This window comes from Yoonia sp. 67-2, from assembly GCF_035117555.1.
In the GTDB taxonomy this organism is placed as follows: Bacteria; Pseudomonadota; Alphaproteobacteria; order Rhodobacterales; family Rhodobacteraceae; genus Yoonia.
Genome location: NZ_JAYKPK010000001.1, coordinates 228,016 through 246,609 on the forward strand (window position 1 = coordinate 228,016; position 18,594 = coordinate 246,609).

The following is an 18,594-nucleotide window of genomic DNA, read 5'->3' on the forward strand; positions in this document are numbered from 1 at the left end:
GGACGACGTGAATGGCTGATTTCTTTTTCAACACCAATCTGGGCATCGTGCTGGTCATTCTGGGGCAATGTCTTCTGGTACTGATCCCGCTGTTGGTCGCACTGGCCTTTCTGATGTATGCTGACCGCAAGGTCTGGGCCGCTGTCCAGATGCGGCGCGGCCCGAACATGGTCGGCCCTTTTGGTCTGCTGCAATCCTTTGCAGATTTCCTGAAATATATCGTCAAGGAAATCGTGGTCCCTGCGGGCGCAGATAAATTCGTGTTTTTCCTCGCCCCGATGATCGCCTTCGTGCTGGCCGTCATCACATGGGCGGTGATCCCATTCAACGATGGCTGGGTTGTCGCCGATATCAACGTCGCGATCCTGTATATTTTCGCGATCTCCAGTCTGGAGGTTTACGGCGTGATCATGGGCGGTTGGGCGTCAAACTCCAAGTATCCCTTCCTTGGCTCGCTGCGGTCTGCCGCGCAGATGATTTCGTATGAAGTTTCCATCGGGCTGATCATCATCGGTGTGATCATCTCGACCGGGTCGATGAATCTGGGCGATATCGTCAATGCGCAGCGCGGTAATGCGGGGCTGTTCAACTGGTATGTCGTCGCGCATTTCCCGATGCTGTTTCTCTTCTTCATCAGCGCCTTGGCCGAAACCAACCGTCCGCCCTTCGATCTGCCAGAGGCGGAATCAGAACTGGTTGCCGGCTATCAGGTCGAATATTCTTCCACCCCGTTCCTGCTGTTCATGATCGGCGAATTGATGGCGGTCGTGCTGATGTGCGCGCTGGTCAGCTTGCTGTTCCTCGGCGGTTGGCTGTCACCGATCCCCGGCCTGCCTGATGGCGTGCTGTGGATGGTGCTGAAAATGCTGTTGGTGTTCTTCATGTTCGCCATGGTCAAGGCCATCACGCCGCGCTACCGCTATGACCAGCTGATGCGGATTGGTTGGAAAGTCTTCCTGCCCTTGTCGCTCGCTTGGGTCGTTCTGGTGTCGTTTCTGGCGAAATACGAAGTGCTGGGGGGCTTTTGGGCCCGCTGGACAATCGGAGGTTAAGGCATGACCAAGACCAATATGGACTATACCCGCGCTGCCAAATATTTCCTGCTGCAGGATTTCTGGGGCGGCTTCAAACTGGGGATGAAATATTTCTTCGCCCCCAAGGCGACGCTGAACTATCCGCATGAAAAAGGGCCGCTGAGCCCGCGTTTCCGGGGTGAACATGCTTTGCGCCGCTATGCCAATGGCGAAGAACGCTGTATCGCGTGCAAGCTGTGCGAGGCGGTCTGCCCCGCGCAAGCCATCACCATCGATGCCGAACCGCGCGATGACGGGTCGCGCCGCACGACACGCTATGACATCGACATGACCAAATGCATCTATTGCGGGTTTTGTCAGGAAGCCTGTCCCGTGGATGCCATCGTCGAAGGGCCGAATTTCGAATTCAGCACCGAAACCCGCGAAGAGCTTTACTACGACAAGGCCAAACTGCTCGAAAACGGCGACCGCTGGGAAGCACAGATCGCCCGCAACCTCGAACTGGATGCACCTTACAGATGAGCGATCAGAACCCCTTTGAACAAATGATGAAGATGAGCCAGGACTGGGCCAAGTCGATGAATTTCGACATGAATGCCTTTACCCCCAAGGGGTTCGAGGCGCTCTGGCCGACAATGCCCAAGGACGCGATGGAAATGTTCTTTGGCAAAGGCATCAACCCGGATGGGCTGGATGCGAAAACCCGGCTGTTGCTGACGCTCGCCGGTCTGACCGTGCTGGGCGCGCAGGCCGAGTCGCAAATTCGCCTGACCCTGCGCCATCTGGTCGAGGCCGGGGCAACCAAACAGGAAATCGCCGAAACCATCGCGCAGATGGGCATGTTCGCGGGTGTGCCCGCAATGACCAAGGCGATGGAACTGGCCAATGAGGTCTTGGAAAAGGACGACAACGCATGAGTGTCTTTGCCTTCACCTTCTATCTTTTCGCCATCACCACGGTTACGGGTGGGCTGTTCACCGTGATCAGCCGCAATCCGGTGCATTCGGTGCTGTGGCTGATCCTGGCCTTTCTGTCTTCTGCGGGTCTGTTCGTGACTTTGGGCGCAGAATTCGTCGCGATGCTGCTGATCATCGTCTATGTCGGCGCGGTCGCGGTTCTGTTCCTGTTCGTCGTGATGATGCTCGATGTCGATTTCGCCCAGTTGAAGGCGGAAATGACGAAATATATGCCGCTCGCCCTGCTGATCGGCGTGGTGATCCTGATGCAATTGGCGATGGCCTTGGGTGTCTGGGGTTTCTCAGACGGTGTCGAAATGCGGATTGCCGCACCTGCGGGGGATATCGACAATACCCGCGCACTGGGGCTGATCCTGTTTGACGATTATATCCTGCTGTTCCAACTGGCGGGTCTGATCCTGCTGGTGGCGATGATCGGGGCGATCGTGCTGACGCTGCGCCACCGCGTGGATATCAAGCGCCAGAATATCCTGAACCAGATGTACCGTGATCCGGCCAAGGCGATGGAATTGCGCGATGTAAAGCCCGGTCAGGGCCTGTGAAAATTTGCCGTTCCGGGTCTGTCCGGGGTGGTGACAACAAAGAATATCGAAGCCTGCGCTTCGGAGGGACGAATGCATGATCGGACTTGAACATTATCTGGCGGTGGCATCAGCGCTATTCGTCATCGGCATCTTCGGGCTGTTTCTGAACCGCAAGAATATCATCATCCTGCTGATGAGCATCGAATTGATGCTGCTGGCGGTGAATATCAATCTGGTCGCCTTTTCTGCCTATCTGGGCGATCTGGTGGGGCAGGTCTTTACCTTGTTCGTGCTGACTGTCGCGGCAGCAGAGGCCGCGATTGGCCTTGCGATCCTTGTGTGTTTCTTCCGCAACCGCGGGACCATCGACGTTGAAGACGTCAACGTGATGAAGGGCTGATCAGATGGAAAGTATCATTCTTTTTGCCCCGCTGGTCGGTGCGATCATCTGCGGCTTTGGCTGGAAGATCATCGGTGAGACAGCCGCGCAATGGACCGCGACCAGCCTGTTGTTTCTGGCGGCGATCCTGTCTTGGGTCGTGTTCCTGACCTTTGATCCGGCAGCCCATGCCAACGGCGGCTATGCCATCACGATCATGCGCTGGATCGACAGCGGCACCTTTGCCACCGATTGGGGCATCCGCATGGACCGGCTGACCACGATCATGCTGATCGTGATCACGACCGTGTCGGCCTTGGTGCATATGTATTCCTTCGGTTACATGGCGCATGACGAGAATTTCAAAGAACACGAAAGCTATCGCCCAAGGTTCTTTGCCTATCTGTCGTTCTTTACCTTCGCGATGCTGATGCTGGTGACGGCGGATAACCTGGTGCAGCTGTTTTTTGGCTGGGAAGGGGTGGGTGTTGCATCCTACCTTTTGATCGGGTTCTATTATCGCAAGCCGAGCGCCAATGCCGCCGCGATCAAGGCTTTTGTCGTCAACCGTGTGGGAGATTTCGGCTTTCTGCTGGGGATCTTCGCGCTCTATCTGCTGACGGACAGCATCCGGTTTGACGATATTTTTGCCGCTGTGCCTGCGATTGCCGAAACCACGATCACCTTTCTGTGGCGCGACTGGAATGCGGCGAACCTGATCGCGTTCCTGCTCTTCGTCGGTGCAATGGGTAAATCCGCGCAATTGTTCCTGCACACATGGCTGCCCGATGCGATGGAAGGGCCGACACCTGTGTCTGCCTTGATCCATGCCGCGACGATGGTCACCGCCGGTGTGTTCCTTGTCTGCCGGATGTCGCCCTTGATGGAATATGCACCAGAGGCGATGAATTTCGTCGTCTTCCTGGGTGCGACCACCGCGTTTTTCGCCGCGACCGTGGGTCTGGTGCAGAACGATATCAAACGCGTCATCGCCTATTCGACCTGTTCGCAGCTTGGCTATATGTTTGTGGCTGCCGGTCTGGGTGTCTATTCGGTGGCGATGTTCCACCTGCTGACGCATGCGTTTTTCAAGGCGATGCTGTTCCTTGGCGCAGGCTCGGTCATTCACGCGATGCACCATGAACAGGATATGCGGAATTATGGCGGGTTGCGCCATAAGATCCCAAAGACTTTCTGGATGATGATGATCGGCACTTTGGCGATCACCGGCGTCGGTATTCCGTTGCTTTACGTGGGCTTCCCGATTGGTTTCGCCGGTTTCGTGTCGAAAGATGCCATCATTGAAAGCGCCTATGCCGGCACCGCAGGCGGCTATGCTTTCTGGATGCTGGTGATCGCCGCCGCGATGACCAGTTTCTATAGCTGGCGTCTGATGTTCCTGACCTTCTACGGCACAGCGCGCGGTGACAAACACACGCATGACCACGCGCATGAAGCGCCCAACAGCATGATGGTCCCGCTTTACGTGCTGGCCATCGGTGCGATTTTCAGTGGTATGGTCTGGTATGGTGGTTTCTTTGGCTCCAACGCCAAGGTCGGCGCCTTCTTTGGCGTGCCCTATGCGGCAGCGGAAAGCGAAGATCCCGAGGCCTATCCGCATTACAACCTGACCGGCATCCCCGGTGAAGGGGCGATCCACGCCGCCGAAGGCAACCATGTCCTGAACGATGCGCATGAGGTGCCGACTTGGGTGCGGCTCGCGCCGTTCATTGCGATGCTGGGTGGCTTGGCTTTGGCCTATCAGATGTATATCCGGCGGCCTGAACTGCCCGCGCAACTCGCTAAACAACAGGCACCGCTCTATAACTTCCTGCTCAATAAATGGTACTTTGACGAATTGTATAATTTCATCTTCGTTCGGCCGGTGCTGGCCTTGGGACGCATCCTGTGGAAACAGGGCGATACCAATACGATCGACGGCGGAATCAATGGCATAGCCCTCGGGATCATCCCGTTCTTCACGCGGCTCGCGGGGCGGGCGCAATCGGGCTACGTCTTTACCTATGCCTTCGCCATGGTGCTGGGGATCGCGGTGCTGATCACCATTGTGACGCTGTTCGGGGGGGCAAACTGATGGGCAATATCCTGACGCTGACGACCTTCCTGCCTTTGCTGGGGGCGATCATTCTCGCACTTGGCCTGCGCGGCGATGATGAAGCCGCACAGCGCAATGCCAAATGGGTGGCGCTGGTGACGACGGCGGTGACCTTTATCTGTTCGATCTTCATCCTGACCAATTTCGATCCGGCCAATATTGATTTCCAATTGGTCGAAACGGCAGATTGGATTTTCGGCTTGCAATATAAGATGGGCGTTGACGGCATCTCGATCCTCTTCGTGATGCTGACCACATTCCTGATGCCTTTGGTGATCGCCTCCTGCTGGAACGTCACGACACGGGTCAAGGAATATATGATCGCCTTCCTGATCCTTGAAACGCTGATGCTGGGCGTCTTCCTCGCCCTTGATCTGGTGCTGTTCTATCTGTTCTTCGAGGCGGGGCTGATCCCGATGTTCCTGATCATCGGCATCTGGGGCGGCAAGGACCGGATTTACGCATCGTTCAAATTCTTCCTCTATACCTTCCTCGGCTCGGTGCTAATGCTGGTCGCGATGGTGGCGATGTTCAGCGAGGCAGGGACGACCGATATCCCGACTTTGCTGACCTTTAGCTTCGGGACCGAGGATTTCTCTGTCCTCGGCATCCAGATCGTCGGCGGCATGCAGACCCTGCTCTGGCTCGCGTTCTTTGCCAGTTTTGCAGTCAAGATGCCGATGTGGCCAGTGCATACATGGTTGCCCGATGCCCACGTGCAGGCCCCGACTGCGGGTTCTGTCGTGCTGGCCGCGATCCTGCTGAAACTGGGCGGTTACGGCTTCCTGCGCTTCAGCCTGCCGATGTTCCCCGTGGGGTCCGAGGTGATGGGGCCGCTGGTGCTGTGGCTGTCGGCGATTGCCATCGTCTATACATCGCTGGTCGCTTTGGCGCAGTCGGATATGAAAAAGCTGATCGCCTATTCATCCGTTGCCCATATGGGTTTCGTGACGATGGGGATTTTCAGCGCCAACCAGCAAGGTGTCGATGGCGCGATTTTCCAGATGATCAGCCACGGTTTCATCTCTGGCGCGTTGTTCCTCTGCGTCGGCGTGATCTACGACCGGATGCACACGCGCGAGATTGACGCCTATGGCGGTCTGGTGAACCGGATGCCCGCCTATGCGCTGATCTTCATGTTCTTCACCATGGCCAATGTCGGCCTGCCGGGGACATCTGGTTTCGTCGGTGAATTCCTGACGCTGGTCGGTGTGTTCCAGGTGAACACCTGGGTCGCATTGTTCGCCACATCGGGCGTGATCCTGTCGGCGGCTTATGCGCTGTGGCTTTACCGCCGCGTCGTGATGGGTGATCTGATCAAGGAAAGCCTGCGGTCGATCACCGATATGAATGGGCGTGAACGGGTGATCTTTGCGCCTTTGGTGGTGATGACGCTGCTCTTGGGCGTCTATCCGGCGCTGATCCTCGATATGATCGGGCCAAGCGTTGCGGCGCTGGTTGAAAATTACGATACGGCTTTGGCGGCTTTCCATGCTGCCAGCCAAGTCGCTGCGAATTAAGGAAGCTGACCATGATTGGCGCTGATATCCAGATCCTGCTGCCCGAGATCGTGCTGGCGGTTTACGCCATGCTCGCCCTGCTGGGTGCTGTCTATACGACCAAGGACGGGGCAGCCTCTTTGCTGACTTGGATGACCTCGGGTCTGTTCGTGCTGCTGGCTTTGGCCATCGGGGTGAATGGGGCAGGGACCAATATCGCCTTTAACGGTATGTTCGTCGATGATGGTTTCGCGCGGTTTGCCAAGGTCACGATCCTTCTTTCCGCCGCCGTCGTGCTGCTGATGAGCGAAGGCTATATGCAGCGCCGTGGCCTGTTGCGCTTCGAATATCCGGTGCTGATCGCACTCGCCGTCGTCGGCATGATGGTCATGGTCAGCGCGGGCGATCTGATGGCGCTTTATATGGGGTTGGAGCTGCAATCTTTGGCGCTTTATGTCGTCGCCTCCCTGCGCCGTGACAGCGTGAAATCGACCGAAGCCGGGTTGAAATATTTCGTTCTTGGCGCTTTGTCCTCCGGTCTGCTGCTTTACGGCGCCTCGCTGACCTATGGCTTTGCTGGCACGACCTTGTTCACCGGCATTATCGCAGCCGCCGAGGGTGGCGCATCTTTGGGCCTGCTTTTCGGTCTGGTCTTCCTGATCGCCGGTTTCGCGTTCAAAGTGTCCGCCGCCCCGTTCCACATGTGGACACCGGACGTTTACGAAGGCTCGCCCACGCCGGTCACAGCCTTTTTCGCGACAGCCCCAAAAGTGGCCGCCATCGCGCTGTTCGCCCGCGTCGTGCATGATGCCTTTGGCGGGATCGTGGGTGAATGGCAGCAGATCGTCGCCTTCCTTGCCGTGGCATCTATGTTCCTTGGTGCCATTGCCGCCATCGGGCAGAACAATATCAAACGGCTGATGGCCTATTCATCAATCTCGCATATGGGGTTCGCGCTGATGGGTCTGGCCGCTGGCACGGTCGGCGGTGTGCAGGCGATGCTGGTCTATGTGGTGATCTATGTGACGATGAATATCGGCACTTTCGCCCTGATCCTGACGATGGAAAAAGACGGACGCCCTGTTACAGACATCACCGCGCTGAAATCCTATGCCAAGCGCCAGCCGCTTTTGGCCTTGGTGATGCTGGTGATGATGTTCAGCCTTGCCGGCGTGCCGCCGATGCTGGGGTTCTTCGGCAAATATGCGGTGCTGCTGGCGGCCTATCAGGGTGGGCTGGCCTGGCTGGCGGTTGCCGGTGTGATCGCCTCGGTCATCAGCGCGTTTTACTATCTGCGCATCGTCTATTACATGTATTTCGGTGAAGACAGCCAAGCGCTCGATGGCCGCACGCCGCCCGTTTTGTGGGTGACAGCCGTGGTGACTGGCGCGATCATCGGGCTGGCGTGGATCCCCGGTGTCAACCTGTTCGGGTTGGACCCGATGGCCGCTGCTGCGGCTGCGACGCTTGTCAACTGACCGGACAGGACATGGGCACTGGCCGGAAGGCTATGGCCGCATTGTGCTGGACGAGGTCGACAGCACAATGGCAGAGGCCGCGCGCCGTGCGGCCCTGATCGACCAGCCGACATGGATCATGGCGCATGCCCAGACCGCCGCACGCGGCAGGCGCGGCAAGGTCTGGCAAACGCCTGCGGGCAATTTGAACGCGACCTTGATCTTCAAACCCGACGCCACAGCGGCAGAGGCGGCACGGCGGTCGTTTCTGGCCGCAAATGCGCTTTTCGCCGCACTCGCGATCTATGTGCCTGCCGAAAAGCTGGCGCTGAAATGGCCCAATGATGTGCTGCTCTCGGGTGGCAAGGTCGCGGGCATTCTGCTCGAAAGCAGCGGGCAGGGACCTTACATCGACTGGCTCTCCATCGGCATCGGCGTCAACCTGCGCCATGTACCTGACAATGTGACCGACGCGGCCTTTGCCCCCACCAGCCTGATGGCGGCGGGCGGCTGGGAGGTGGCACCGGGTGATTTCCTCGCCACGCTGGCCAATGCCTATGCCACGCAGGAAGCCAAGCTCAAGGAACTGGGGTTTGCCCGCATCCGGCAGGATTGGCTGAGCCATGCCGCAAGGCTGGGTGAGATGATCACCGCGCGGACCATGCGCGAAGAGATCAGCGGGATTTTCGACAGTATCGATGAAGACGGCAATCTGGTTTTGATCTCCGGCACTGGCCCGCGCGCGATCTCTGCCGCGGATGTGTTTTTCTGAAGGGGGAGGATGGCACATGCTTCTGGCCATTGATTGCGGCAACACCAATACGGTGTTTTCGATCTGGGACGGCACCAGCTTTATCGGCACATGGCGCACCAGCACCGAATGGCAGCGCACGGCGGATCAGTATTACGTCTGGCTCAGCACGCTGATGCGGTTGCAGCATCTGGATGTGGTGATTGATGAGATGATCATCAGCTCCACCGTGCCGCGCGTCGTGTTCAATCTGCGGGTCTTGGCGGACCGCTATTATAATTGCCGCCCTTTGGTCGTGGGCAAACCCGATTGCGCGCTGCCCGTGCCACCGCGCGTCGATATCGGCACGCAGGTCGGGCCGGACCGGCTGGTCAATACGGCAGGTGCTTTTGACCGGCATGGCGGCAATCTGATCGTGGTGGATTTCGGCACGGCGACCACCTTTGACGTGGTCGAAAGCGACGGCGCCTATGTCGGTGGCGTCATCGCGCCGGGCGTCAACCTGAGCCTTGAGGCCTTGCACAGCGCTGCCGCCGCGCTGCCGCATGTCGATATTTCCAAACCGCAATCCGTGGTCGGATCGAACACCGTGGCCTGTATGCAATCGGGCATCTTTTGGGGTTACATCGGTCTGGTCCGTGAGATATGCGCAAGAATCAAAGCAGAACGCGGCAGTGACATGCCAGTGATCGCAACCGGGGGCCTTGCGGCCTTGTTTCAACAGACCGAAACCCTGTTCGACGCGTTTGAAGATGATCTGACAATGCACGGGTTGACCGTGATTCACCAATATAACAAGGACAATTTATGAGCAGCGCGAAGGCTAACAGCCGATTGATTTATCTCCCGCTTGGGGGTGCCGGTGAAATCGGCATGAACTGCTATGTTTACGGCTATGGCCCGGTGGGCAATGAACGGCTGATCGTCGTTGATCTGGGCATCGCCTTTCCCGATATGGATACGACACCGGGCGTGGATATCATCCTGCCCGATATCGCCTGGCTGAAAGCCCGGCGTAACCAGATCGATGGGATTTTCATCACCCATGCGCATGAAGACCATGTCGGCGGTGTCGGCCATTACTGGCAGCAACTTGGCGCGCCGGTCTATGCGCGCCCCTTCACCGCCAATATCGCCCGGCGCAAGCTGGAAGAACATGGCGCATCGCCCAAGACCGTCACTGTCGTGGACCCTTACCCGCATGTGATCACCTGCGGGCCGTTCAAGGTCTCCTATCTGCCGATCAGCCATTCGATCCCTGAAAGTGCCGGTCTGCTGATCGACACGCCCGAAGGCCGTCTGATCCACACTGGCGATTTCAAGATCGATGAGAACCCCATCGTGGGTGATCCGTGGAACGAAGCCCTGTGGCAGGAAGTGTCCAAACCCGGCGTCAAAGCCCTGATCTGTGACAGCACGAATGTGTTTTCCCAGCATGCGGGCCGGTCGGAAAGCACGCTGACCCCGGCGATCACCGAGATGATGCGCAATGCCAATGGCATGGTGGTGGCGACGACTTTCGCCTCCAACGTCGCACGTTTGCAGACGCTGGCGACAGCGGCGCGGGATGCGGGCCGGTCGGTCGTGCTCTTGGGCCGGGCAATGCGCGCCATGGTCGAGGCGGCCAAGAACGAAGGTTTGTTGGAAGATTTCCCGACGGTGGTCTCGGTCGAGGATGCTTTGTCGCTGCCGCGTCAGAACCTGATGTTGCTGGTCACAGGGTCGCAGGGCGAACGCCGCGCGGCATCGGCGCAATTGGCGCAGGGGTCCTATCTGGGGATGAAGCTGAAGGAAGGCGATACTTTCCTGTTTTCGTCGAAAACCATCCCCGGCAATGAACGCGGCGTGATCAAGATCATGAACCAGCTGTCCGAACTGGGTGTTGATATCGTCGATGACGAAGGTGGCAAATACCACGTCTCCGGCCACGCGAACCGCCCCGATCTGGTGCGGATGCATGAGATCGTGAAGGCGCAGATCCTGATCCCGATGCATGGCGAACACCGCCACCTGCGCGCCCATGCCAAACTGGCCGAGGCGAATGGCATGACCGGCATCGTCGCCGTGAATGGCATGATGGTGGATCTGTCGGGCAACCGGCCCAAGGTCGCAGAATATATCGAAACCGGCCGGACCTATCTGGACGGCTCCGTGCAGATCGGCGCGCTCGACGGTGTGGTGCGTGACCGTATCCGCATGGCGCTGAACGGGCAGATGATCGTCACCGTGATCATCGACGAAAATGACGAAGTTTTGGGCGATCCCTGGGTCGAAACCTCGGGCCTCCCCGAGATTGGCCGCAACAACGTGCCTTTGGTCGATGTGGTGGAAGAGGATCTGGGCCAGTTCCTGGGCCGCGCGCATCCCAAAACGCTCGCCGATGATGAAAAGCTCGATAAAGAGCTCAAGATGATCGCGCGCAGATCGGCGCAGGGTGAGATCGGCAAAAAGCCCGAAGTCATCGTGATCATCAGCCGCTTGGCGTAAGTTTTCGGGTGGGTCGGGGTGAACCCCGACCTACGGCATGCAAAAAGGCCCCCGCTTTCGCAGGGGCCTTTTTTGTAGGTCGGGGTTCACCCCGACATATGATCAACCCTTGGCGCGTTCTTCAAAGCTTTTCGCGATAAAGCTGGGCGTGTCATCACCCATCCCGACAATGCGCGGCCCGTTGTCACGGCGGTCATTGTTGCGGCTGTGCTGGTGGGGACGCGGCTGTTCCTCACGCGGCTTTTGCGGCTCGCGCGCTGGACGCGGGGCGCGCTCCTGCGGCTGTTCGGCGGGCTTTTCCACCATTGTTTCGACCAGCGCTTCGGCGACTTCCGCTGCCGGGGCAGGGGCTTCTTTCGCCGGATTGCGGCGGCTGCGGCTGCGGGTGCGCTTTGGTGCTTCCTCAGTCGGTGCTGCCTCCTCGGCGACTGGGGCCGTCACACCCAGCGGGTTCTCCAACCGCGGGATCGGGTTTTGCACCAGCCGTTCGACATCTTCGAGGTTTTTCTCATCGCGGCCCGCGCAGATCATGATCGCGACACCCGACCGGCCAGCGCGCCCGGTCCGGCCAATCCGGTGGACATAATCCTCAGCATGGCTGGGGACGTCGAAGTTGAACACATGGGTCACGGCGGGGATATCAAGGCCGCGCGCGGCGACATCGGAGGCCACAAGGAACCGCAGCTTGTTGTCACGGAAGGATTCCAGCGTGCGGGTGCGGTGGCTTTGTTCCAGATCGCCATGGATCGGGGCGGCGTCATAGCCGTATTTATTCAACGACTTGGCGACCGTATCGACATCGGCCTTGCGGTTGCAAAAGATGATCGCGTTGGAACAGGCGTCACCTTCGGCATTGATCAGCGCGCGCAGCAGGGCGCGTTTTTCGGCGGCCTCTTTGGTCTTGGTGCTGGCTTTGAAGATCACCACGCCTTGCTTGATGTTCACATTGGTCGTTGCCGCGCGGGCGACCTCGACCTTTGCCGGGTTCGACAGGAAGGTGTTGGTGATCCGCTCGATTTCCGGTGCCATGGTTGCGCTGAAAAACAGCGTCTGGCGGGTGAACGGCGTGCGTTTGAAGATTTCCTCGATATCGGGGATGAAGCCCATGTCGAGCATGCGATCCGCCTCATCCACCACCATGATTTTCACATCGGTCAGGATCAGCTTGCCACGCTCCAGATGGTCCAGCAACCGGCCCGGCGTCGCGATCAGCACATCGACACCTTTGTCGATCAACTGGTCCTGATCCTTGAACGAGGTGCCGCCGATCAGCAAGGCTTTGGTCAGCTTGGTATATTTGGCGTAAGCGTCAAAGTTTTCAGCAACCTGTGCGGCCAGTTCGCGCGTCGGGGCCAGCACCAAAGACCGCGGCATCCGCGCGCGCGCGCGGCCACGGCCCAAGAGCGTGATCATTGGCAAGGTAAAGGCAGCGGTCTTGCCGGTGCCGGTCTGGGCGATGCCCAGAACGTCGCGGCCTTCAAGGGCGGGCGGGATCGCGCCTTCCTGAATCGGGGTAGGGGTATCGTAGCCGGTTTCGGCGACAGCCTTCAGAACCTTGGCGTCAAGGTTCATATCAGAGAATTTGGTCATATGCGTCCTGTGTTTGCGGATCGGTCCGCAAGTTGAATAAGGACGCAATGTTCCGGCGTCCCGGCGTCGTGGCCTGTAAAAGGCGCTGGATAGCGGGTAACGGAAATGCGTCCGATCGTCAAGCTATGGCTCAATTATGCAGCTTTTGCGCAACGTTGCGCATCAGGGCGAGGCGGCGAAAGACAGTGCCATCATCGCGGTCAAGCAGGTCCAGCAGATGCCGCGCCAACCGGCCTGCGGCAGGGGCATCCCCAGCATCGCGCCACAAGGGGGCCAGCAGATGCGCCTCCAGATCGCCTTGCAGGATCGAGAAATCCTGCATCCCCATCGGCAAGGGCGATTTATTGCGGTCGCGGATGCGGAATGGTTTCTGCGGCGGCAGGCCGGAAAAGGCGCGTTCGGCCTCGTAAATCTTCATCAGTGAAAACAACAGGTTGAACGATTGGCCAATCCGCCTGTCCCTCTCTGTCACACCATGATCGGCAAAGGTGATCACGGCAGAGATCAACCAGCGTGTCGGCAGCTGTGCGAGCAACCAATCTTCCTCTTCCGCCCACAGCCGCAGGAACAGCGCCGGCGCATGACCCGGATAGCTGTGTTTGCGCAGATGCGACACCAGCATGCCATGCAGCATCGCCAACTCGCTTTGCCCGGCCAGTTCGCCCAGCAGCATATGCCGTTTCTTTTCCACCCGCGTCAGCCCATCCGGTCGCGGCAGCACCTGCGGCGGCAAGGTGATCTGCGCCAATGCTTTGAAATCTACCTCGAAAGGTGGCAGATCCTCACCCGTCAGCAGCGCCCGCCGTTTCTGATAGGCGGGCAGCAAGGCGGCGATCCCGCCGGGATAGGTCTGGGTGTCGTCGGTCACGCTTATGCCGCCAGTGTCTGTCTGGACCTGACTTTGATCCGACCGGGCCTGCCGGTCAAACCATCATTTCCTTTGTCGCGGTCAGGGTGATGCCCGGATAATCGCGGCCGACCCGGTCAATATCCCATTGCAGCCGGGTCAGGAACACCACATCGCCGTCATTATCCGTCGCGATATGCTGTTTATTTGCCGCGACAAAAGCATCGACCGCTGCCTTTTCCCCCGCAACCCAGCGGGCCGAGGTGAATTGTGATCCTTCAAACCGCACCGGCAGGCCGTATTCCAACTCGATCCGGCTCGCCAACACCTCGAATTGCAGGGCACCGACCACACCGACGATGAAACCCGACCCGAAACTGGGCTTGAACACTTTGGCAGCGCCTTCTTCGGCGAATTGCATCAGGGCTTTTTCCAGATGCTTGGCCTTCATCGGGTCGCCCGCGCGGCAGGATTGCAGCAATTCGGGCGCGAAAGACGGGATGCCGGTGACGCGGATCGCCTCGCCCTCGGTCAGCGTATCGCCGATGCGCAATTGCCCGTGGTTGGGGATGCCGATGATATCGCCCGCCCAGGCCTCTTCTGCCAATTCGCGGTCAGCGGCAAGGAACAGGACGGGGTTGGAAATCGCCATGATCTTTTTGCTGCGCACATGGGTCAGTTTCATGCCGCGTTCAAAATGGCCCGAGGCAAGCCGGACAAAGGCCACCCGGTCGCGGTGTTTGGGGTCCATATTGGCCTGCACCTTGAACACGAAACCAGTGACGGCAGTTTCTTCGGGGGCGACATTGCGCGGCTGCGCCGATTGGATCTGCGGTTCGGGACCATAGGTCGCCAGACCGTCCATCAATTCCTTGACGCCAAAGCTGTTCATCGCCGAGCCGAACCAGATCGGCGTCATCGACCCGTTCAGCACGCTTTCAGGGTCGAGTTTGGGCAGGAGTGCCTTGGCCATCTCGATCTCTTCACGGAATTTGGCGAGCAGATCGGCAGGCACATGTTCGGCCAGTTTGGGGTCATCCAACCCGTTGATCTGAATACTATCCGCGACCTTGTTGCGATCCGCACGGTCCATCAGTTCCAGCCGGTCGCGCAGGATATCGTAGCAGCCGATGAAATCGCGCCCGACGCCGATGGGCCAGGACGCGGGGGTCACGTCAATCGCAAGGTTTTCCTGAATTTCGTCAATAATATCGAATGTGTCGCGGCTTTCGCGGTCCATTTTGTTGCAAAAGGTCAAGATCGGCAGGTCGCGCAACCGGCAGACCTCGAACAATTTGCGGGTCTGGCTTTCGACGCCTTTGGCGCCATCGATCACCATCACGGCGGCATCGACGGCGGTCAGCGTGCGATAGGTATCTTCAGAAAAATCCGAGTGACCCGGCGTGTCGACCAGATTGAACCGGTATTTGCCAAAATCGAACGACATGGCGGAAGCGGACACAGAAATCCCGCGATCCTTTTCCATCTGCATGAAGTCCGACCGCGTGCGCCGCGCCTCGCCCTTGGCGCGGACCTGTCCGGCCATCTGGATCGCGCCGCCATAAAGCAGGAATTTTTCGGTCAGCGTCGTCTTGCCCGCATCCGGGTGCGAGATGATCGCAAAGGTGCGACGGCGGGCAATTTCAGCGGGGAGTTGCGGGCGATTTGTCATGGCAACAGGCTTTATTGCCTTCGCAACAAAAGGGCAATGTGCGCGCCGCTGTTAACGCAAGATTTGCGATTGGCCTTTATCAATGCTTGGAAAGGAGGTGCGTGATGATCCGGGCAGGATGGGCCGTCGTGTTTTATCTGCTTCTGGCGGCCTGCGGCGGTGGCGGCGGCAATAGCAGTGGGCCGAGTGGGGGCGGTGATGATGGTCCCGTGGTCATCGGCCCGCCGCCGGTCCCGCAGCTTCCGCCGCCGGACCCAAGGATCGCCCGGCTGGACGGCTATGAGGCGCTGAAAATCGAGGTTCTGGGCGGCTCGGGTAGCGGTCGTGCCGGTCTGGTCCCGACGACCGCCGATCTGCCGATGCAAGGTACGGCGGCTTTTACAGGCTTTGGCAGCCTGCGTGTTGAGGGGGCGCCAGTATTCACCCTGTTCGGTGATGCGCGGGTGGATGTGGACTTTGGCACGCAGCAGGTCAGTGGTGACGTCAGAGGTTTTTTCGGGACCGGACCGGATGGCCAGGTCGCTGATTATGCCGGTGTGCTGAGCCTTTCTGCCGGATCGGTGCGGCGCGACCTGCTGCTGGACTATGCAGGTTCCTTGTCCGGGGCAGGCCAGCAACTGGCCGTCACCGGCCGGATCGAGGCTACGTTTCTGGGCGATCCGATCCGCGCGATATCAGGGGTGGATCTGGACACGCAGGTCCTGCGCAACGGCGAGGCTGCTGGCGGCACAATGCTGATCGTGGCCAAAACGCCTGCGGTGCAGGTGCCTTAACTACATATTAACCAAATCAGGGCATGATCACCGCATGATCCGCTGTATCGCCATCATGTTCTGTCTTGCGGCCTGTGCGGGCGGGCCGAAAGCGGGTTCGCGCGAAGCGGCGCCACCGCTGGGGTTCGACGCCTTGCGCGCGCAGGTCATCGCACAAGGCCAGACTTTTGCCGCGGCTTTGCCGGCCAGTGGGACGGCGGTTTATCACGGCAAGGCACAGCTTGATCTGCCGCTGGATCTGACGACGCCGCAGCCCTATCAAGGTGATCTGACGGTCAATGTCACCTTCGGCGGTGCGGCAGATCCGCTGACCGGAACGATCACCGGCTTGCAGGGGCCAGCGGGCAACCTTGCGGGGCAGTTGACGATCAGCGACGGCACCTTGGTCGCCGATGCGCGCACAGCGCGGGATTACCAGTTCGATGCCAGATTGGCGGGCACCTTGGTGCAAGGCGCGCAAAGCAATGACGTCACCGCGCGGATCGCAGGTGATTTTTACGGCACCAGCGGCACCGCCATGGCGGGGGTGATCTATTCCGGCGTTTTGCGTCAGGGCAATGAAAATGACATTTTCGACGGGGCTTTTGTCGCCCAACAGCAAGATTCAGGTGGTTGAGGCGCGGCGCAACACTTCTGCCGCCTGCTGCGGATCGACAAGCAGATGCGCGACCTCGTAATCCATATGTGGCCGGTGCCTGTGCGGTGATCCACGGTGATCAGCGGGCAGAGCATTTTGCGTGCGCGCATCGACCAGATGCGATTCCGCGGCGATCCCTTCGGCATAGATGATCTGGTGATCATCGAAAATCAGCTGGAAATAATCCACAAACCCGCCCGGACGGCGCAAAACCCGCTGCCCATCAACCAGATGGCGCGCCTTGACCAGCACGGCGGCACGGCCCGCGCCGATCAGATCGCGGCGTTGATAAACAAAAACCCGGTGATCGGGCCGCAGCACAAGATCCTGATCATTGTGCAACGTCCCCTTGGTGATGACCACCGGCGCAAAATCACCCGTCGCCCGCACGGTCGCCTGCGCGATCTGACGAAGCGGTTGCTTGCCCGCATCGCGCGTCAGGATCAGATCGCCGGACGACAGCGCCTCAACCGGCTGCATCTGCCCGTCGGCCATGGTGATCCTTGTGCCGCGCGCAAAGGACCCGGCCGAGGCTTCGGCAAAGCGCCGCGTCGCGGTTTGGCGGGTCACGCCCACCAGCCGGTAACGTTGGTCAGCGACGATATCACCCAAAGCCATCAGATAGACCGCGGCCACCAGCCCTTCAGCCGCTTCGACCAGCACCAGCGCGTCATGGGTGCTGCCGTCACTGGCCATCAGGGTGAGACAGCAATCCAGATGCACGGCGTTCTGCGCGTCCGCACTGCGATGAAGCCCGGTTTCGGTGATGACAAGGTGCAGCGGTTGCACAATTGCTGTGGCGGACAAGGCATAGACATCATCCATCACCAGCTCATCCGCGAAACTGAGCGTTTCGCCGATCAAAACACCGTCGACAACGCGCATATCTGCCGCGCGGAACACATCAATCGTCACATTTGCACTGGTCATGCGGCATTCCATACACGGCCTGCGTGCATTCGGGTAGCGCAAAATCAAGACATTGCCGCCGATTGCCCCAGCCGGGGAGCGATGCTAGGTCTGGGGCAAATAAGGGAGAGATATAAGATGGATCTGGGAATTTCAGGCAAAACGGCGCTGGTCTGCGCATCCTCGAAGGGGCTGGGGCGCGGCTGCGCCGAGGCTTTGGCGGCAGCGGGCGTCAATCTGGTGCTGAACGCGCGCGGGGCAGAGGCGCTGGAGGCAACCGCCGCCGAGATCCGCAGCACATTCGGCGTCGAGGTCACCACCGTCGCCGCCGATGTCGCGACAGAAGATGGCCGCGCGCGGTTGCTGGAGGGTGCGGGGGCGGTGGATATCCTTGTCAATAACGCGGGCGGCCCGCCCCCCGGCCTGTGGTCCGACTGGGACCGCGATGATTTCATCAAAGCCTTGGATGCCAATATGCTGGCCCCGATCGCGCTGATGAAGGCGCTGCTACCCGGCATGATCGACAATGGCTGGGGCCGGGTGGTCAATATCACCTCTGGTTCCGTCAAATCACCGATCCCGCAGCTGGGCCTGTCTAATGCGGCCCGTGCCGGTTTGACCGGCTATGTCGCGGGCACCTCGCGGCAGGTGGCGCAGCATGGGGTGACGATCAACAATATGCTGCCCGGCATCCATGCGACCGACCGCGCGATCAGCCTTGATACCGGCGTGTCCAAGGCGCAGGGCATCGATATGGCCACGGCCAAAGCACAGCGCGAGGCGACGATCCCCGCGCGGCGTTATGGCACGGCAGCGGAATTCGGCGCGATGTGCGCCTTCCTGTGCAGCCAGCATGCGGGTTTCATCGTCGGGCAGAATATCGTGCTGGATGGCGGGGCGATCAACGCCACGATCTGACCCTTGCGGTGCGGGCGCGGGATT

Annotated in this window: 18 protein-coding genes; 14 read left to right on the top strand and 4 right to left on the bottom strand. The window is 59.5% G+C overall.

Translation table 11 applies throughout. The features are described 5' to 3' along the window. Positions 1 to 11: 11 nt before the first annotated feature. The 11 genes from nuoH to VOY09_RS01205 all read left to right on the top strand — a co-directional run bounded on the left by nuoH (position 12) and on the right by VOY09_RS01205 (position 11,224). A complete protein-coding gene (gene nuoH, locus VOY09_RS01155) occupies positions 12 to 1,052 on the top strand; it encodes an NADH-quinone oxidoreductase subunit NuoH (RefSeq protein ID WP_322892718.1) in 1,041 nt (346 codons plus the stop codon). Positions 1,053 to 1,055: 3 nt separating this feature from the next. Then, positions 1,056 to 1,556 (top strand): NADH-quinone oxidoreductase subunit NuoI, encoded by a 501-nt coding sequence (gene nuoI, locus VOY09_RS01160; RefSeq protein WP_322892717.1) that lies wholly within the window; start codon positions 1,056 to 1,058, stop codon positions 1,554 to 1,556. Further along, entirely contained in the window at positions 1,553 to 1,951 is a 399-nt protein-coding gene (locus VOY09_RS01165) for a carboxymuconolactone decarboxylase family protein (RefSeq protein ID WP_322892716.1), read from the top strand. The genes nuoI and VOY09_RS01165 overlap by 4 nt, the downstream gene beginning before the upstream one ends. Beyond that, positions 1,948 to 2,553, top strand: coding sequence for an NADH-quinone oxidoreductase subunit J (locus VOY09_RS01170; protein ID WP_322892715.1), 606 nt, complete (start codon positions 1,948 to 1,950; stop codon positions 2,551 to 2,553). Before VOY09_RS01165 ends, VOY09_RS01170 begins: the two co-directional genes overlap by 4 nt. A gap of 76 nt (positions 2,554 to 2,629) precedes the next feature. After that, entirely contained in the window at positions 2,630 to 2,935 is a 306-nt protein-coding gene (nuoK, locus tag VOY09_RS01175; protein WP_322892714.1) for an NADH-quinone oxidoreductase subunit NuoK, read from the top strand. Positions 2,936 to 2,939: 4 nt separating this feature from the next. After that, the gene (gene nuoL, locus VOY09_RS01180) at positions 2,940 to 5,009 is read left to right on the top strand and encodes an NADH-quinone oxidoreductase subunit L (protein WP_322892713.1); all 2,070 of its coding nucleotides are present in this window, start codon (positions 2,940 to 2,942) and stop codon (positions 5,007 to 5,009) included. Then, positions 5,009 to 6,550: an NADH-quinone oxidoreductase subunit M gene (locus VOY09_RS01185; RefSeq protein ID WP_322892712.1), complete on the top strand. Its 1,542-nt coding sequence runs from the start codon at positions 5,009 to 5,011 to the stop codon at positions 6,548 to 6,550. Before nuoL ends, VOY09_RS01185 begins: the two co-directional genes overlap by 1 nt. An 11-nt stretch (positions 6,551 to 6,561) precedes the next feature. After that, the gene (gene nuoN / locus VOY09_RS01190) at positions 6,562 to 8,007 is read left to right on the top strand and encodes an NADH-quinone oxidoreductase subunit NuoN (protein ID WP_322892711.1); all 1,446 of its coding nucleotides are present in this window, start codon (positions 6,562 to 6,564) and stop codon (positions 8,005 to 8,007) included. After that, positions 7,997 to 8,758 (top strand): biotin--[acetyl-CoA-carboxylase] ligase, encoded by a 762-nt coding sequence (locus VOY09_RS01195; RefSeq protein WP_322892710.1) that lies wholly within the window; start codon positions 7,997 to 7,999, stop codon positions 8,756 to 8,758. Before nuoN ends, VOY09_RS01195 begins: the two co-directional genes overlap by 11 nt. A gap of 16 nt (positions 8,759 to 8,774) precedes the next feature. Further along, positions 8,775 to 9,548, top strand: coding sequence for a type III pantothenate kinase (locus tag VOY09_RS01200; RefSeq protein WP_322892709.1), 774 nt, complete (start codon positions 8,775 to 8,777; stop codon positions 9,546 to 9,548). After that, positions 9,545 to 11,224 carry a ribonuclease J gene (locus VOY09_RS01205; RefSeq protein ID WP_322892708.1) on the top strand — a complete coding sequence of 560 codons (1,680 nt, stop codon included), beginning with the start codon at positions 9,545 to 9,547 and terminating at the stop codon, positions 11,222 to 11,224. Before VOY09_RS01200 ends, VOY09_RS01205 begins: the two co-directional genes overlap by 4 nt. A gap of 102 nt (positions 11,225 to 11,326) precedes the next feature. Here VOY09_RS01205 and VOY09_RS01210 read toward each other — a convergent pair whose 3' ends face one another. The 3 genes from VOY09_RS01210 to VOY09_RS01220 all read right to left on the bottom strand — a co-directional run bounded on the left by VOY09_RS01210 (position 11,327) and on the right by VOY09_RS01220 (position 15,333). Continuing rightward, positions 11,327 to 12,814, bottom strand: coding sequence for a DEAD/DEAH box helicase (locus VOY09_RS01210; protein WP_322892707.1), 1,488 nt, complete (start codon positions 12,812 to 12,814; stop codon positions 11,327 to 11,329). 130 nt (positions 12,815 to 12,944) lie between these two features. Beyond that, entirely contained in the window at positions 12,945 to 13,682 is a 738-nt protein-coding gene (locus VOY09_RS01215) for a hypothetical protein (RefSeq protein WP_322892706.1), read from the bottom strand. Between the two features lie 55 nt (positions 13,683 to 13,737). Then, positions 13,738 to 15,333 (bottom strand): peptide chain release factor 3, encoded by a 1,596-nt coding sequence (locus VOY09_RS01220; protein WP_322892705.1) that lies wholly within the window; start codon positions 15,331 to 15,333, stop codon positions 13,738 to 13,740. Between the two features lie 104 nt (positions 15,334 to 15,437). Between VOY09_RS01220 and VOY09_RS01225 the strand changes: the two genes are divergently transcribed. Both VOY09_RS01225 and VOY09_RS01230 read left to right on the top strand, forming a co-directional pair. After that, positions 15,438 to 16,106, top strand: coding sequence for a hypothetical protein (locus VOY09_RS01225; protein WP_322892704.1), 669 nt, complete (start codon positions 15,438 to 15,440; stop codon positions 16,104 to 16,106). Positions 16,107 to 16,140: 34 nt separating this feature from the next. Beyond that, on the top strand, positions 16,141 to 16,722 hold the full coding sequence (locus tag VOY09_RS01230; RefSeq protein ID WP_322892703.1) for a transferrin-binding protein-like solute binding protein: 582 nt from the start codon (positions 16,141 to 16,143) through the stop codon (positions 16,720 to 16,722). Here the strand turns inward: VOY09_RS01230 and VOY09_RS01235 are convergent. Beyond that, the gene (locus VOY09_RS01235) at positions 16,711 to 17,673 is read right to left on the bottom strand and encodes a Hint domain-containing protein (RefSeq protein WP_322892702.1); all 963 of its coding nucleotides are present in this window, start codon (positions 17,671 to 17,673) and stop codon (positions 16,711 to 16,713) included. The two genes, VOY09_RS01230 and VOY09_RS01235, sit on opposite strands and share 12 nt — an antisense overlap. 117 nt (positions 17,674 to 17,790) lie before the next feature. On the opposite strand from VOY09_RS01235, the gene VOY09_RS01240 reads away from it, so the two are divergent. Continuing rightward, positions 17,791 to 18,570, top strand: coding sequence for an SDR family oxidoreductase (locus tag VOY09_RS01240; RefSeq protein ID WP_322892701.1), 780 nt, complete (start codon positions 17,791 to 17,793; stop codon positions 18,568 to 18,570). The last annotated feature ends 24 nt before the right edge of the window (positions 18,571 to 18,594 follow it).

Coding starts and splice junctions, on each gene's coding strand:
- nuoK (WP_322892714.1), top strand. CDS start 2,630: ATGATCGGACTTGAACATTATCTGGCGGTGGCATCAGCGCTATTCGTC.
- VOY09_RS01200 (WP_322892709.1), top strand. CDS start 8,775: ATGCTTCTGGCCATTGATTGCGGCAACACCAATACGGTGTTTTCGATC.
- VOY09_RS01185 (WP_322892712.1), top strand. CDS start 5,009: ATGGGCAATATCCTGACGCTGACGACCTTCCTGCCTTTGCTGGGGGCG.
- VOY09_RS01170 (WP_322892715.1), top strand. CDS start 1,948: ATGAGTGTCTTTGCCTTCACCTTCTATCTTTTCGCCATCACCACGGTT.
- VOY09_RS01230 (WP_322892703.1), top strand. CDS start 16,141: ATGATCCGCTGTATCGCCATCATGTTCTGTCTTGCGGCCTGTGCGGGC.
- VOY09_RS01210 (WP_322892707.1), bottom strand. CDS start 12,814: ATGACCAAATTCTCTGATATGAACCTTGACGCCAAGGTTCTGAAGGCT.
- nuoH (WP_322892718.1), top strand. CDS start 12: ATGGCTGATTTCTTTTTCAACACCAATCTGGGCATCGTGCTGGTCATT.
- VOY09_RS01205 (WP_322892708.1), top strand. CDS start 9,545: ATGAGCAGCGCGAAGGCTAACAGCCGATTGATTTATCTCCCGCTTGGG.
- VOY09_RS01240 (WP_322892701.1), top strand. CDS start 17,791: ATGGATCTGGGAATTTCAGGCAAAACGGCGCTGGTCTGCGCATCCTCG.
- VOY09_RS01220 (WP_322892705.1), bottom strand. CDS start 15,333: ATGACAAATCGCCCGCAACTCCCCGCTGAAATTGCCCGCCGTCGCACC.
- VOY09_RS01225 (WP_322892704.1), top strand. CDS start 15,438: ATGATCCGGGCAGGATGGGCCGTCGTGTTTTATCTGCTTCTGGCGGCC.
- nuoL (WP_322892713.1), top strand. CDS start 2,940: ATGGAAAGTATCATTCTTTTTGCCCCGCTGGTCGGTGCGATCATCTGC.
- VOY09_RS01165 (WP_322892716.1), top strand. CDS start 1,553: ATGAGCGATCAGAACCCCTTTGAACAAATGATGAAGATGAGCCAGGAC.
- nuoN (WP_322892711.1), top strand. CDS start 6,562: ATGATTGGCGCTGATATCCAGATCCTGCTGCCCGAGATCGTGCTGGCG.
- VOY09_RS01235 (WP_322892702.1), bottom strand. CDS start 17,673: ATGACCAGTGCAAATGTGACGATTGATGTGTTCCGCGCGGCAGATATG.
- nuoI (WP_322892717.1), top strand. CDS start 1,056: ATGACCAAGACCAATATGGACTATACCCGCGCTGCCAAATATTTCCTG.